This window comes from Deltaproteobacteria bacterium, from assembly GCA_026712905.1.
Lineage (GTDB): Bacteria > Desulfobacterota > Binatia > UBA9968 > JAJDTQ01 > JAJDTQ01.
Genome location: JAPOPM010000172.1, coordinates 1 through 13,952, shown reverse-complemented (window position 1 = coordinate 13,952; position 13,952 = coordinate 1). Strand labels below are relative to the sequence as shown.

The following is a 13,952-nucleotide window of genomic DNA, read 5'->3' as shown; positions in this document are numbered from 1 at the left end:
TCAATGGCCCGTCGGCCTCCGCATCACTCCCATTCGATGGTGGCGGGTGGCTTGGACGAGACGTCGTAGACCACCCGGTTGATGCCGCGCACCTCGTTGATGATGCGGTTGGAGATGCGCCCGAGAAGGTCGGACGGCAGCGCCACCCAGTCGGCGGTCATGCCGTCCTGGCTGTCCACGGCGCGGATGGCGGCGACGTTCTCGTAGGTGCGCTCGTCCCCCATGACGCCCACGGTGCGGATGGGCAGCAGGATGGCGAAGGACTGCCAGATGCGCTCGTAGAGACCGGCGTTGCGCACTTCCTCCACCACGATGGCGTCCGCGGCCCGGAGGATGTCCAGGCGTTCCTCCGTGACGTCGCCGAGGATGCGGATGGCCAGTCCCGGTCCGGGAAAGGGCTGCCGGTAGATCCACCGGTCCGGCAGGCCCAGCTCGTGGCCCAGGACGCGCACCTCGTCCTTGAACAGTTCCCGCAGCGGCTCCACCAGCTCGAATTTCATGTTCTTGGGCAGTCCGCCGACGTTGTGGTGGCTCTTGATGAGGGCGGACGGGCCGGCGTGGGACACGGACTCGATGACGTCCGGGTAGAGGGTGCCCTGGCACAGGAACGGGAAGTCGCCGAGCTTGTGCGTCTCCTCCTCGAACACGCGGATGAAGAGGTTGCCGATGCGCTTGCGCTTCTCCTCGGGGTCATCCACTCCCTTGAGCACGTCGAGGAACCGGCGCGACGCGTCGACGTAGCGGAAGCCCGTGCCGAAACGCTCTCCCATGACCTGCGATACGGTTTCCGGCTCGCCCTGCCGCAGCAGCCCGTTGTTGACGAACACGCACACGAGCCGGTCGCCGATGGCGCGGTGCACCAGGGTGGCGGCCACCGACGAGTCGACGCCGCCGCTCAAGCCGCACAGCACGCGCGCGTCGCCCACCTGCGACCGGATGCGCTCCACCGCGGCGCTGGCGAAGTGCTCCATGTCCCAGTCGGCCGCGCACCCGCAGATGCGCAACAGGAAGTTGTCCAGGATGGTCCGGCCGTTCCGGGTGTGCACCACCTCGGGATGGAACTGGAGGCCGTAGAAGCGCCGCCGGTCGTCGGCGAACGCGGCGATGGGAGAGTTGCCGGTGTGCGCCAGCACCGACCACCCTTGGGGCAGCGCCGTCATGCGGTCACCGTGGCTCATCCACACGCTCTGAGCGGCGTCCCGGTCGAGCCCGGCGAAGAGGTCGGTGGTGTCGTCGATGGTGAGGTCGGCGAGGCCGTACTCGCGCTCCGAGGCCTCGGCCACGCCGCCCCCCATGGCCTGGTTGATGAGCCCCATGCCGTAGCAGATGCCGAGAAACGGCACCGGCAGGCGGAACAGCTCCGGGCCCACCCGCGGCGCGTCGCTGCCGTACACGCTGGCGGGACCGCCCGACAGGATGATGCCGGCGGGTTCCAGGCGCCGCAGCTTTTCGACCGCGGTATCGAAGGGGTGTATCTCGCAATACACGCGCGCCTCGCGCACGCGGCGGGCGATGAGCTGAGTGTACTGCGATCCGAAGTCCAGGACGACGATCATTCTCGGCGGTAGTTGGGCGCTTCGTTGGTGATGAACACGTCGTGCACGTGACCCTCGGTTAGGCCCGCGGCCGTGATCTGCATAAAGCGGGCCTTGCTCTGCAGCTCCTCGATGGTGGAGCAGCCGACGTAGCCCATGCCCGCGCGGATGCCGCCGATGAGCTGGTAGACGTTGGCGGCCAGTGGACCGCGGTAGGGCACCTGCCCCTCGACGCCCTCGGGCACCAGTTTCACTTCTTCCTCGATGTCGTCCTGGGCGTAGCGGTCCTTGCTGCCTTCGCGCATGGCGCCGATGGAGCCCATGCCGCGGTAGACCTTGTAGGTGCGCCCCTGGTAGAGCACGGTCTCTCCCGGGCTTTCCTCGCAGCCGCCGAACAGCGTGCCGATCATGACGGAGCTGGCGCCCGCCGCCAGCGCCTTGGTGACGTCGCCGGAGTACTTGATGCCGCCGTCCGACACCAGGGGAACACCGGTGCGTGCGCCTACTCGCGCGCAGTCGGCGATGGCGCTGAGCTGGGGCACGCCCACCCCGGAAACCACCCGGGTGGTGCAGATGGAGCCGGGTCCGACGCCCACCTTGACGCCGTTGGCCCCCGCGTCGATGAGTGCCTGGGTGCCCTGGGCCGTGGCCACGTTGCCGGCGACCATGTCCAACTCCGGATAGTCGCTGCGAATCTGTCGCACCGTCTCCAGCACCTTGGCGGCGTGGCCGTGGGCCGTGTCCACCGCGATGACGTCGACGCCGGCGCGCACCAGCGTCTCGACACGTTCCTCCCGGTCCAGCCCCACGCCCACCGCGGCTCCCACGCGCAGATGCCCGCGGTCGTCCTTGCAGGCCATGGGATGGCGGGTCTTCTTCTCGATGTCCTTGACCGTGATCAGCCCCTTCAGGCGAAAGTGATCGTCCACCACCAGCAGCTTTTCGATGCGGTGCTGATGCAGCAGCTCCTGGGCCTCGTCGAGGTCGACGCCGTCCTGCACGGTGACCAGGTTCTCCTTGGTCATCAGGTCGTCGACGCAGCGCTCCAGGTTCTTTTCGAAGCGCAGGTCACGGTTGGTCAGGATGCCCACCAGCCGGCCGCCCAGCGTCACCGGCAGGCCCGATATGCCGTGCTGGTCCATCAGTTCGCGCGCCTCGGCGATCTTCTGGTGCGGGTTCACGGTCACCGGGTCGAGGATCATGCCGCTCTCGAACTTCTTGACCTTCTCCACCTCCTTGGCCTGAGCCGCGGGCGGCATGTTGCGGTGGATGAAGCCCATGCCGCCCTCCTGGGCCATGGCGATGGCCGTGCGCGCCTCGGTCACCGTGTCCATGGCCGCGCTCAGGAGCGGGATGTTGAGCCGGATGCGTTCGGTCAAGCGCGTCGAAACGTTCGCGTCACGCGGCAGGACCGACGACTCCGCGGGCACCAACAGCACGTCGTCGAACGTGAGTCCTACGGGCAAGATCTCTTGGTCGAGCATCCTTCACCTCGGTCCGGACGGTACGAAAACGGTACAAAAAAAGCCCAGACTTCCGCCTGGGCTTACCGTGGATTTCGCTTGGCTGATCTCCATGTTTTCTCCTAGCAAGATTCCCGTACCGTGGCAAGTTTAAGTTCCCGCCGGAGGCACCGATCGTATCTACAGACGATGCTTTCAAGGATCTACGGCGCGGCGCTCCACGGGATCGACGCCCTCAGGGTGGCGGTGGAGGTCGACATCGCTTCAGGACTGCCCGAAACGTTCATGGTAGGGCGGCCCCAGGGCGCGGTGCGCGAGAGCAAGGTGCGCATTCGCGCGGCGTTGCGGAACTGCGGGTACCCGTTTCCCTACCAGCGCATCACCATCAACCTGGCCCCGGCGGACGTCCGCAAGGAAGGTTCGGGCTATGACTTGCCCATGGCGGTGGGCATCGCCGCGGCCCAGGGCGCCGTGGTTTCCTCGCGCCTCGGCGACTGCCTGATGGTGGGCGAGCTGTCGCTGGACGGCGCCGTCAAGCCGGTGCGCGGCGCGCTGTCCATCGCCGCCGCCGTGAAGCGCGAGGGCCTCGCGGGGCTGATCCTGCCCCGAGCCAACGGCGCCGAGGCCGCGGTGGTCCAGGACATCGAGGTCTACGGCGTGGAGAGCCTGGCCGAAGTGGTGGATTTCCTGAACGGGGATCGGGAGATCGAGCCCATGCGCGTGGACCTGGCGCGGCTCTTTCACAGCCACTCGGTGCACGACGCCGACCTGAGCGACGTGCGCGGCCAGCCCCACGTCAAGCGCGCGCTGGAGGTGGCGGCCGCGGGGAGCCACAACGTCCTGCTCATGGGGCCACCGGGCTCCGGCAAGACCATGCTCGCCAAGCGGCTCGCCACCGTCCTGCCGGACCTCACCCTGCCGGAGGCCCTGGAGACCACCAAGATCCACAGCGTGGCGGGGGTGCTCAACGGGCGCTCGCTGGTGGCCGTGCGCCCGTTCCGGGCGCCGCACCACACCATCTCCGACGCGGGGCTCGTGGGCGGTGGCACCGTGCCCAAGCCCGGCGAGGTTTCGCTGGCGCACAACGGCGTGCTCTTCCTCGACGAGGCGCCGGAGTTCCGCCGCAACGTCCTGGAGGTCCTGCGCCAGCCTTTGGAGGACGGCCGTATCACCTTGGCGCGTGCCGCCGGCTCCATCGACTACCCGGCGAGCTTCATGCTCGTGGCGGCCATGAATCCGTGTCCCTGCGGCTTCTTCGCCGACCCGCAGAAGGAGTGCCGCTGCACGCCCATGCAGATCGCCCGCTACCGCTCACGGGTCTCGGGGCCTCTGCTCGACCGTATCGACATCCAGGTGGAGGTTCCGGCGGTGGCCTACGAAGCCCTCGCTTCGCGGGCGCCGGGCGAGCCTTCCGAGGCCGTGCGCGACCGGGTCAACCAGGCCCGCAGGGTCCAGGTGGAGCGTTTCGGGGAGCGCGGAATCCACGCCAACGCGCACATGAGCGCGCGCGACGTCCGGCGATATTGCCGCGTGGACGCCGCGGCCGAACAGCTCCTGGAGAACGCCATCAACCGCCTCGGCCTGAGCGCCCGCGCCTACGTGCGCATCCTCAAGGTCGGCCGCACCATCGCCGACCTCGCCGGCACCGAGACCATCCAGTCCGCGCACGTCGCCGAAGCCATCCAATACCGCAGCCTGGACCGCCCGCTGGTGTAAGTCTCACGCGATCTCTGAGACGTGCCGCACACCATGCTGGTCCATGCAGTTCAGCAGCTCTTCCACCAGGCCGCGGGCGACCCTTGGGCCGCGGTAGGGGAAGGCGCTGTGGACCTGGACGAGGGCGCAGCCGCCCGCCTTCATCATGGTGTAGGCGTCGTGGCCGTTGAAGATGCCGCCGTTGCCCACGAGGGTGAGGCGGCCGGCGAGGGCGGCGGTGGCGCCGCGGACCTGGTCCAGGGCCTTGGGGAAGAGCGGGGGGCCGCTGTAGCCGCCCTTGGACGGATCCGGGTTGAAGGCGGGGTCGATGGTGGTGTTGCCGATGATGACGGCATCGGTTTCGGGATCCAGCAACTGCCGGCACATGGCCAACGCGATGTCGCGGAGGATGGGCGGCATGTCCGGGGCGAACTTGGGCCAGATCGGCTTTCGCCGCGCCATGCCGCCGGCCCGTGCCAGCTCGGCGGCTTTCTTCACCAGGCCGCCCAGCAGCTTTTCCAACCGGCTGCCTTCCTGCAGTTCCCGCAGATTCCGGGTGTTGGGCGAGCTGATGCAGATTTCGAAGAAGTCCGCGTACGGATACAGCGTTTCCAGGGAACAAGCGTAGTCCTTGTAGGCGTCGTCGAGGGGCGTTTCCCGAGCCTTGCCGAGGCTGATGCCCAGGGGCACGGGCGGGCGCGGCTGGGCTTCCAGCACTTCCGCCAGGGTCTCCGCGCCGCGGTTGTTGAACCCGAGACGGTTCCACAGCGCGCGGTGGGGGACGTCGCGGAACAGGCGCGGCCGCGGATTGCCGGGTTGGCCGCGGCCGGGGGTGACGGAGCCCACGGTAATGAAGCCGAAGCCCAGGGCCGCCAGCGCGGACGCGGCGATGCCGTTCTTGTCGAACCCCGCGGCCAGGCCGATGGGGTTGCGGAAACGCATGCCGCACAGGGTCTGCTCGAGGCGGGGGTCGGGCGGGGGGTCGCGGCCGGCCAGCACGGATTGCAGCCACGGCCGCGCGTTGGCTTGCCGCAGGAGGCTCAACGCCCCATTGTGCGCGGTCTCGGCATCGATCCGGAACAGCAGGGGCGCGAGCAGCTTCTCGTAAAGCATCGACGGGGGTCAGGAGCCCCGGTGTCCTGCGTCGGAACAGCTCTGCTCAGTCGCCTTCAAAGATCCACTCCAGCAGCGCCATCCGGATGAACATGCCGTTGCCGGCCTGCCGGAAGTACCAGGCGCGCGGGTCGGCGTCCACTTCGGGTGGAATCTCCGTGAGGCGCGGCAGCGGGTGCATGAGCACGGCGTTGGGCTTCATGAGTTCGAGTTGCGCCGGGCCGATGACAAATTGCGAGCGTGCTTCACCGCGGGCCGCCTCCGGGTCCAGGCGCTCCTTCTGGACCCGCGTCCAGTATACCACGTCGCTTTGCGGCAACGCCGCTTCCAGGCGTGATTCCTCGGCGAAGGTCACGCCCTTCTCCTGGAGGTGTTCCTTGATGTCGGCGCCCATGCGCAGGGAGTCCGGCGCGACGAAGAGGATGCGCATCCGGTCGAACTTGGCCAGGAGGTAGGCCAGGGAACGGGCGGTGCGGCCGTTGGCCAGGTCCCCCCCGATGGTCACGGTGAGACCGTCGATGGCGCCCAGGGCCTGGTGGATGGTGTAGAGGTCCAGGAGCGCCTGGGTGGGGTGCTGACCCGCGCCGTCGCCCGCGTTGATGATCGGGACCGAGCTGTACCGGGCGGCGCGTTCCGCCGCGCCGATCTCGTAGTGGCGCAGCGCGATGACGTCCGGGTAGTACTCGCACAGGACGCGGATGGTGTCCTCGATGCTCTCGCCCTTGATGGCGGAGGAGAACTCGCGCGCGTTCTCGGTGGCCACGACGCTCATTCCCAGGTGCTGCGCCGCGGCGCCGAAGGACATGCGCGTGCGCGTGGACGGTTCGTAGAAGACGCTGAACAGCGTCTTGCCGCGATGGAGCTGGGTCAGCGCGAGCTTTTCAGAAGGCGCGGCCATGCGCCGGCGGAACTCGTCCGCGCGGCGAAACAGTCCATCAAGGATCGAGCGGTCGAACTGCTGCGAATACAGGACGTGCCGAATGATGACAGCCCGTTCGTCAGCCCGCCTGATCCAGCGCCTGCTGCGGCAGCGTGGTCTGGGAGCCTACGGGTCCGAGCATGGGACCGGGGGCGAACTCGATCTTGCACCCTGCGAATTCGCCGCTCAGCTTGACTATGCCGCTGTTGACGAGGTGGGTGACGACGGCCTTCAGTTCGTCGGGGGTCTTGGCGTGTTCGCCGACCGCGTTGATGACGTCGAGAAGCGTGAGTGATTGCATCGTGGTTTCCTCATTCGAAGGATGATTTGTCGTTCTATTGACGCAAACCTCGTGCCATAGAGCCTAGTTGCGGTAACGCCTTGAAATGCGGTGATTTTCCGCACTCCCTGGACGTTGCGGGTCGACGGAATCGTCGAAGGTCAACGTTCTCGTCGACGGTTTCGTGCCACCTGATGAGGCGACCAGCGGTTGACGTCGTAGAGGGAAGAACGCGGATGCAAAAAACCCCCGGGGGCCGGTAACGGCTCATTCCCGAGGGGACTGGCTGGTGCGTCAGCAGAACGACGAGTATGTACTACGTAATGGGGTGCCGTGTCAAGAGGCTGACGCTTGGACCCTGTGACGCCTGCTCCTATCGGCGTGCCTTGATCTCCTCGATCAACTGCGGCACGACCTTGAAGACGTCTCCCACGATACCGAAGTCGCACATCTGGAAGATGGGGGCTTCGGCGTCCTTGTTGACGGCGACGATGAGCTTGGAGTCCTTCATGCCGGCGAGATGCTGCACCGCGCCGGAGATGCCGCAGGCGATGTAAAGCTCCGGCTTGACGGTCTTGCCGGTCTGTCCGATCTGAAGGGAGTAGGGGACCCAGCCTGAGTCCACCACGGCGCGGGTGGCGCCCACGGCCCCGTCCAGCAGCTCCGCCAGCTCCCGCAGCATGTCGAAGTTCTCGGCCCCCGCGAGCCCGCGGCCGCCGGCGACGACGACCTTGGCGCCGTCGAGTTGCGGCCCTTCGGCCTTGGCGACGACCTTTTCCTTGAGCCGGACCTTGCACAGCTCGGCGTCGCTCGGCGCGGCCACCTCTTCCACCACCGGGGTCTTGGGGTTCGGGGCGGGATCGAAGGACTTGGGACGCACCAGCAGGAGCTTGACGTCGTCGTGCGCCAGCGTGGCGGTGTTCCAGTAGCTGGCGCCCAGGGCGGGGATCTTGGCCTCCACCGCGCCGTCGGTCAGGGTGAAGTCCGCCACGTCGGTAATGGCGCCGCAGTCGAGGCTGGCGCTCAGGGCCGCGGCCACGTCGCGGCCGCCGTAGCTCGACGCGAACAGCACCATGGCGGGCTTGTGCCGCCGGATCAGGGATTCCACCACGGTGGCGGCGGGCAGGGTCAGGTAGTCGCGGAACACCGGGTCGGGGGAGCGGTAGACCTTGCTCGCGCCGTGCTCGCCCAGCAGTTCCACCGCGTTGTCCGGCGCCGGACCCAGCAGGATCGCCTCGGCGGTGCCCACGGCGGCCGCCTTGGTCACCATTTCCAGCGTCGTCGAGGTGACGGCGTCGTCCACCACCTCGCCATAGACCCAAATCACGTCAGACATCGGGAAGACCTTGCTAAGTGCACACTAAAGGACCTTGGCCTCGGCCAGGAAACCGGCGATGCGCTTGCCCCCATCCCCGTCGTCCTCCACCACCTCGCCGGCCTCGCGCTGGGCCGGCCTGCCCACCTCCAGCACCTTCTCCCGCGCACCCGCCTCGCCGACGTCGCCGGCCGCCAGTCCCAGGTCCGCCGCGGTGTACTGCACGATCTCTTTCCGCTTGGCCGCCATGATGCCCTTGAGCTGCGGGTAGCGGGGCTCGTTGATGCCGCTGGTGACCGTCACCAGCGCGGGCAGGTCGGCCTCCACCACGTCGTAGCCCGACTCGCTCTGGCGCTTCACCGTGAGGGTGTTCCCCTCCACGCTCATCTCGTTGGCGAAGGTCACCGGCGGGACCCCGAGCAGTCGCGCGATCTGGCCGGGCACGATGCCGGAATAGCTGTCGCTGCTTTCCGTGCCGCAGATGATCAGGTCGAAGGGCTTCTTGCCGATGGCCGCGGCCAGGGCCTTGGCGGTCGCCAAGGTGTCCGATCCGGCGAGGGCGTCGTCGAAGATGTGCACCGCGGAGGTGGCGCCCATGGCCAGGGCCGTGCGGACGCCGATGGTGATCTCGTTGAACCCCATGGTCACCAGCGTGACCGTGCCGCCCACCTGCTCCATCAGCCGCAGGGCCTCCTCCACGGCGCTGGCCGCGGCCGGGTCCAGCTCGTGGGCGACGCCCTTGCGGATCATCCGCTTCGTGGCGGGATCGATCTCGATGGTGACGGTGCTGGCGGGAATGATCTTGCCGCAGACCACGATGTCCAAGGGTGCGAACCTCCGGTAAGGGATGTGGGGGCCGGCCGCGCCGGTTTATGACGTGGGTTCGGATGCGACGCCTGGAGCGGGTAGGGGATCCGGTGGGGTCATTCTACCCACTCGGATACCTTCCCCTCCATCACCATGTCCAGGACCTCCTGGCAGTCCTTGAGGGCCTGGTCCACGATCTTGTCGTCCTTGATGTTGGGTACCGCCCGGTTAACCGCGCCGTGGACCGCGGTGATGAAATCCTTCAGGTACTCGTCCAACTCGACGGTATGGGGTGCTTGTGCCATGTTGGAGTCAACCTCAGGCGTAGAGCCGGCCTTCGTTGGGATCCGGGATCTCCAGCCCCATGTCCGTGATGAGCGCGTTGATCTCGGCGGTGTACTCCGCCCGCTGCTGGCGGTTGGTGCGCCGCTTGAGGCCCCAATGACGGTAGCGTTCGGAGCGTTTCGACTCCGACTTGCCGAACATGTCCAGCCCCTTCACGTACCAGTAGTTCACCGCATTCTGGACACGCTCCTTGGACTCGTCGCCCTTCTCGGCCAACTCTCGCGCCAGGTTCGTGCCGAACGAGATGTGGGCCGACTCTTCAAGCTCCATGGTGGGAAGGATCTCGGCAAGAGGCATGTAGCTGCAGTCCTCGAACTCTTCGAGCTGGAAACGGCCCACCCGGTCGATCAGGAAGCCGAAGACGGCGAAGTCTTCCCAGGTGGTGATCTTGCCGCGGAAAGCCTCCACGTAACGCTTCTGGTTCGGCCAGCTCAGCACATAGGAGACGTCCTCGCCGATGTCACCCGCCAGACGGGCCATCTTGCGGTAGTGATCCACCTCTTCGGCCGCCGTGCGCGCCACCACGAGCTGGTACAGCTTCGTGGGCGCCTTTGGCAGCATGTCCTCCAGATAGAGGTGGGGTCCGCCGATCTCGCAGTCGCACTGGATCGCGAGCACCCGTTTCAACAGATCCTGGTACTCCGGATCCATCTTTTCGAAGTCTTTCAATTCGACTTTGTCGGTGAACATGACAGCTCTCCCTTTTGACTTTGCAACTGAATTCGGGTTAGCAGAAGCCTCAATTGAACGCAAGTGGAAGGCAGGCGGCGCAAGACGCTTCAACCCCGCGGAAAGGGTTGAAAACATGTCGGTTAACATACTCAGCAGCGTGACCGTGCCGAAGAACTCGGGACGGGCCGTTACCGTTCTGAAGGGGCAGTGTCTCCGCGTGGCCGGTCGGTCGGTTGTGGACTTCGTGGCCTTCAACCTGCATGACCTCACGGAGCGGTTCGACCAGGCGCGCACCAAGACCAACCAGGCCAAGCTTTTCATCAGCACGGGTGACCAGCTCTTGTCCAAGCTCAACAATCCACTCCTGACCATCGTCGCGGACACGTTCGAGGAGGGGCGGCACGATCTGCAGAAGGGCATGTGCAGCCGCAAGCGCTTCGAGCTGGTGGCGGCGGGACTCGCCCAGCGGAACTTCATCGAAGGGGTGGACCCCAATCCCAAGCGGCCCGAGGACATCCCCACCCACGGGTGCTACGAGAACCTGTCCGATGCGGTGCGCCCGTGGGACATCGCCCCGGTGGACATCCCGAGCCCGTTCAACATCTTCCAGACCATGCGCTTCGACCCGGACACGGGCGCCATCTTCGACACGTTCGTGCGTCCCAAGGACGAGGCCCAAGTGGACTTTCGCGCGGAGATGGACTGCCTGGTGGCGGTCAGCGCCTGCCCGGAATCGGGGCGGGGGCAGGCGATCCGGGTGGAGATCTTCGAAGAGCCGGGCGAGTAGGGACAGGGTGCGGGGGCGGAGAGACACGGCCGCGGGACGCGTAACGTTGGGTGTATGACCATGGACGCACGGGAAGCCTTTCTCATTGCCGGTAAGCACGTCGACGATGCGGAATTGGATGCGCTGTTCGGCGCGCTGCTCCGGGTCCCGTCGGTGCACACCGAACTCATGGAGGCGGACCCGGCGGTGAAGGCGTTTGCCGCCGACGTGGTGGCGCCCAGTCTCGAAGGGCTCACGGGCGTGGCGCCAAGGGTCGACGGCATGGGCAACCTGCTGTGGCGGTGCGGCGGCCCGGGCTCCGATGCGGCGGAAGGCTTGCTCTTTATGGGCTACGCCATGACCTACCCGGCGGGGTCGATGCCCGAGGCGTTCTCCGCGAAGGTCGTTCCGGGCGAGGACTACGGGCTCTCGGGGCCGTGTCTTTGGGGCCGGGGCGGCTGCGAGCAGAAGGCCGCCCTGGCGGCCATGATGGCGGGTGCGGCCGCGGTATGCCGGTCGGGCCTGGCGCTGGCGCGGCCGCTGTCGCTGGCGGTGAGCCTGGCCGGGGAGACCGGGCGGCACCACGCGGCCCGGCACATGCTGGAGGAGGACGGGCTTACGGCCCGTTACGGCATCGTCGGCTTGGGCACCACCAACCGGGTCTGCCTGGGCAACAAGGGCCGCATCGACGTGGACGTGGTGGTGCGCGGCAAGTCCTGCCACAGCAGCACGCCGTGGGCGGGAGTCAACGCGGTGGACGGCGCGCGCGCCGTGCTGGAGCGGCTGGACGGACTGGTGGACGGCATCGCCCATCCGGAGCTGGGTCCGGCGAGTCTGGTGGCCACCCACATCGAGAGCGGTCCCGACATCCTCCACACCATCCAGGACCACTGCCGGCTGACGCTGGACCGGCGGCTCATGCCGGGCGAGGAGCCTGGGGAGGCGTTGGCCGCCATCTCGCGGGCGCTGGCGGACATGGAGCCCTGGCGGGTGGAGGTGACGCAGGGGAACTTCATGTATCCGGCGGATGTGCCGGCAAGCAGCGAGGTGGCCGGGGCGTTGGAGGCGGCGCGCGGGCAGGCGGGAGAGGCCGGGCCGCCGCTTTACTTCCCGGCGGCGCTGGACGCGGGCTACCTGAACGAGAAGGGCATCGAGACCGTCATGTTCGGCCCGGGCGACCTGGCCTTCGCCCACACGGACGCCGAGGTGGTGCCGCTGGGGCAGGTGCGCCGGGCCGCGCGGGTCTACGCCGCGGCGGCGCTGCAACTGCTGGCGTGACTTCGAATGAAAAAGGGACCCTCCCGATGTCCCGCGACATCGAAAGGGTCCCTTCCTCTTGTCCGATGACGGCTTGAGCCGTCGATCCTACTTCTTCATCCAGCCCTTGTTGTTATACCAAGCCAGGGCCCTGTCGTGGAATTCCTTGAACATGATCTGATCCGTCGGCGGGACCTTGGTGTCCTTGGCGATGGACTTGGTCCAGAAAGCCGATTCGATGTAGGCTTCGATGCCCCCCGCGGTCGCCTGACAGCGGTCGGGGATGGACTTCGCTTCCACGACTTCGATCTCGTACATCTTCTTGGCGATGTGCGGCTTGTTGCGCATCACCCTCGTGTAGATATCCAGCACTTCCTCGCCGTTCGCAGGGTCGTTGACAAAGGCGCATCCGCGAATCAGCGTGCCCAACAGGGCAACGGACTTCTCGGGGTTGTCCTTGATGAAGTTCTTGTTCATGGCGAGCTGCAGGAACGCGTATTCCTTGACGAACTGTTCCGCGGCGCCGAGAACGGTCAAGCCCGCGTCGCGCGCGGCCAGCATCTTGCCGAAGGTGAGCGAGCCCACGTCGATCTTGCCGGCCTTGACGCCCGCCAGACGCGCGGACGATCCGCCGACCTTGACCAGACGCACGTCCTTCTCCGGGATGCCCGCGGTCTGCAGCAGCTTGAGGGAGACGTAGACGTTGCCGGACGTGGGCGAGCTGATGCCCACCTTCACCGGCCGCGGCAGGTCCTTGTAGGACTTGACGTGCTTCCCGCCCACGAGCCAGTAGGGCAGGGTGTTCAACTCGGTGCCGACGATGCGGATGTTGCTGCCCGGCCGAATGGCCAGCGCGATGTTGTCATCCGAGCCGAAGAAGGGGAGCTGACCCCGTTCCAGTGCGAGGACCGCGGCGTTCTCACCACCCGAAACCGAGTAAACCCTTGCGTCGTAGCCGATGTCCTTGAAGAAACCCTTGTGGATGGCTACCTGCTCCACCAGCGACGTGGTGGCGTTGGTCTGCGCCACCGGGATGCGGAGTTTCTCCTGTGCCAAAGTCTGCCCGCTCCATAGCAGGCTCGCTCCCAGCAAGGCTGTGGTGATTCCCTTTGCAATGCTCTTGGCCCTCATGTGCTTCCTCCTTCTTGTTTGTTGGTTAAATGGCCTGCTCATCCTGCTCCAGACAAAAGGGGGACCCTTCCGGCGCCTTGCGAGGCATCGGAGGGATCCCCTCTCTGCAACACCTTTTGCTGTGACTTACCCTACTTGTTCATCCACCCCTTGTTGTTGTACCAAGCCAGGGCTCGGTCATAGAACTCGGGGAACATGATGTCCTTGGACGGCGGAATCTTTGTGTCCGCCGGGATGGACTTGCTCCAGACGGCCGACTCGATGAAAGCCTTGATACCGGCCTCCGTGGCTTGGCACCGGCTGGGGATGGAGCCTCCAGCCACCTCGATCTCGTACATCTCCTTGGCGATGTCGTCGGGGTTGCGCATGACCTTCGTCAGGACGTGCATCACCTCTTCCTTGTTCGCGGGGTCGTTGACGAACGCGCATCCGCGGATCAGGGTGCCGAACATGGCCTCGGCCTTCTTCGGCTGGTCCTTGATGTAGTTCTTGTTCATGGCGACCTGAAGGAAGGCGTATTCCTTGACGAACTGGTTCGCCGCGCCGAGGATCGACAGGTTTGCCTTCTTGGCCCGCAGCATCATGCCGAAAGTCAGCGAGCCCACGTCGATCTTGCCGCCCTTGACGCCCGCCAACCGTGCCGACGATCCGCCG

Annotated in this window: 14 protein-coding genes; 3 read left to right on the top strand and 11 right to left on the bottom strand. The window is 66.5% G+C overall.

Annotated elements, in window-relative coordinates; all coding sequences use genetic code 11:
- Positions 1-23 precede the first annotated feature (23 nt).
- Positions 24-1,556 (bottom strand): glutamine-hydrolyzing GMP synthase, encoded by a 1,533-nt coding sequence (gene guaA, locus OXF11_14350; protein ID MCY4488278.1) that lies wholly within the window; start codon positions 1,554-1,556, stop codon positions 24-26.
- Positions 1,553-3,019 (bottom strand): IMP dehydrogenase, encoded by a 1,467-nt coding sequence (guaB, locus tag OXF11_14345; GenBank protein MCY4488277.1) that lies wholly within the window; start codon positions 3,017-3,019, stop codon positions 1,553-1,555. The genes guaA and guaB overlap by 4 nt, the downstream gene beginning before the upstream one ends.
- Positions 3,020-3,187: 168 nt before the next feature.
- Here guaB and OXF11_14340 point away from each other — a divergent pair, with 168 nt between their 5' ends.
- On the top strand, positions 3,188-4,714 hold the full coding sequence (locus OXF11_14340) for a YifB family Mg chelatase-like AAA ATPase (protein MCY4488276.1): 1,527 nt from the start codon (positions 3,188-3,190) through the stop codon (positions 4,712-4,714).
- Between the two features lie 3 nt (positions 4,715-4,717).
- Here OXF11_14340 and OXF11_14335 read toward each other — a convergent pair whose 3' ends face one another.
- The 7 genes from OXF11_14335 to OXF11_14305 all read right to left on the bottom strand — a co-directional run bounded on the left by OXF11_14335 (position 4,718) and on the right by OXF11_14305 (position 10,162).
- Positions 4,718-5,806, bottom strand: coding sequence for a quinone-dependent dihydroorotate dehydrogenase (locus OXF11_14335; GenBank protein ID MCY4488275.1), 1,089 nt, complete (start codon positions 5,804-5,806; stop codon positions 4,718-4,720).
- Between the two features lie 46 nt (positions 5,807-5,852).
- Complete coding sequence (gene pyrB / locus OXF11_14330) at positions 5,853-6,776, bottom strand: aspartate carbamoyltransferase (protein ID MCY4488274.1); 924 nt, start codon at positions 6,774-6,776, stop codon at positions 5,853-5,855.
- A 28-nt stretch (positions 6,777-6,804) separates the two neighbouring features.
- The gene (locus OXF11_14325) at positions 6,805-7,026 is read right to left on the bottom strand and encodes a hypothetical protein (GenBank protein ID MCY4488273.1); all 222 of its coding nucleotides are present in this window, start codon (positions 7,024-7,026) and stop codon (positions 6,805-6,807) included.
- Positions 7,027-7,378: 352 nt separating this feature from the next.
- A complete protein-coding gene (locus tag OXF11_14320) occupies positions 7,379-8,341 on the bottom strand; it encodes an electron transfer flavoprotein subunit alpha/FixB family protein (GenBank protein ID MCY4488272.1) in 963 nt (320 codons plus the stop codon).
- 24 nt (positions 8,342-8,365) lie between these two features.
- Complete coding sequence (locus OXF11_14315) at positions 8,366-9,136, bottom strand: electron transfer flavoprotein subunit beta/FixA family protein (GenBank protein ID MCY4488271.1); 771 nt, start codon at positions 9,134-9,136, stop codon at positions 8,366-8,368.
- A 107-nt stretch (positions 9,137-9,243) separates the two neighbouring features.
- Positions 9,244-9,432 carry a hypothetical protein gene (locus OXF11_14310; GenBank protein ID MCY4488270.1) on the bottom strand — a complete coding sequence of 63 codons (189 nt, stop codon included), beginning with the start codon at positions 9,430-9,432 and terminating at the stop codon, positions 9,244-9,246.
- A gap of 13 nt (positions 9,433-9,445) precedes the next feature.
- Positions 9,446-10,162 carry a phenylacetate-CoA oxygenase subunit PaaI gene (locus tag OXF11_14305; GenBank protein MCY4488269.1) on the bottom strand — a complete coding sequence of 239 codons (717 nt, stop codon included), beginning with the start codon at positions 10,160-10,162 and terminating at the stop codon, positions 9,446-9,448.
- Positions 10,163-10,277: 115 nt separating this feature from the next.
- Here OXF11_14305 and OXF11_14300 point away from each other — a divergent pair, with 115 nt between their 5' ends.
- Together OXF11_14300 and OXF11_14295 are read left to right on the top strand one after the other, a co-directional pair.
- Positions 10,278-10,931: an urea carboxylase-associated family protein gene (locus OXF11_14300; protein MCY4488268.1), complete on the top strand. Its 654-nt coding sequence runs from the start codon at positions 10,278-10,280 to the stop codon at positions 10,929-10,931.
- Positions 10,932-10,991: 60 nt separating this feature from the next.
- Positions 10,992-12,188 (top strand): M20/M25/M40 family metallo-hydrolase, encoded by a 1,197-nt coding sequence (locus OXF11_14295; GenBank protein ID MCY4488267.1) that lies wholly within the window; start codon positions 10,992-10,994, stop codon positions 12,186-12,188.
- Positions 12,189-12,275: 87 nt separating this feature from the next.
- On the opposite strand, the gene OXF11_14290 is transcribed toward OXF11_14295, so the two are convergent.
- Together OXF11_14290 and OXF11_14285 are read right to left on the bottom strand one after the other, a co-directional pair.
- Positions 12,276-13,298, bottom strand: coding sequence for an ABC transporter substrate-binding protein (locus OXF11_14290; GenBank protein ID MCY4488266.1), 1,023 nt, complete (start codon positions 13,296-13,298; stop codon positions 12,276-12,278).
- Positions 13,299-13,429: 131 nt separating this feature from the next.
- Positions 13,430-13,952: hypothetical protein (locus OXF11_14285; GenBank protein ID MCY4488265.1), on the bottom strand; the 523-nt coding region annotated here is incomplete at its 5' end.

What these genes read in the sequence shown, in the direction of transcription:
- guaA (MCY4488278.1), bottom strand. Translation starts at nt 1,556, where the DNA reads ATGATCGTCGTCCTGGACTTCGGATCGCAGTACACTCAGCTCATCGCC.
- guaB (MCY4488277.1), bottom strand. Translation starts at nt 3,019, where the DNA reads ATGCTCGACCAAGAGATCTTGCCCGTAGGACTCACGTTCGACGACGTG.
- OXF11_14340 (MCY4488276.1), top strand. Translation starts at nt 3,188, where the DNA reads ATGCTTTCAAGGATCTACGGCGCGGCGCTCCACGGGATCGACGCCCTC.
- OXF11_14335 (MCY4488275.1), bottom strand. Translation starts at nt 5,806, where the DNA reads ATGCTTTACGAGAAGCTGCTCGCGCCCCTGCTGTTCCGGATCGATGCC.
- OXF11_14325 (MCY4488273.1), bottom strand. Translation starts at nt 7,026, where the DNA reads ATGCAATCACTCACGCTTCTCGACGTCATCAACGCGGTCGGCGAACAC.
- OXF11_14320 (MCY4488272.1), bottom strand. Translation starts at nt 8,341, where the DNA reads ATGTCTGACGTGATTTGGGTCTATGGCGAGGTGGTGGACGACGCCGTC.
- OXF11_14310 (MCY4488270.1), bottom strand. Translation starts at nt 9,432, where the DNA reads ATGGCACAAGCACCCCATACCGTCGAGTTGGACGAGTACCTGAAGGAT.
- OXF11_14305 (MCY4488269.1), bottom strand. Translation starts at nt 10,162, where the DNA reads ATGTTCACCGACAAAGTCGAATTGAAAGACTTCGAAAAGATGGATCCG.
- OXF11_14300 (MCY4488268.1), top strand. Translation starts at nt 10,278, where the DNA reads ATGTCGGTTAACATACTCAGCAGCGTGACCGTGCCGAAGAACTCGGGA.
- OXF11_14295 (MCY4488267.1), top strand. Translation starts at nt 10,992, where the DNA reads ATGGACGCACGGGAAGCCTTTCTCATTGCCGGTAAGCACGTCGACGAT.
- OXF11_14290 (MCY4488266.1), bottom strand. Translation starts at nt 13,298, where the DNA reads ATGAGGGCCAAGAGCATTGCAAAGGGAATCACCACAGCCTTGCTGGGA.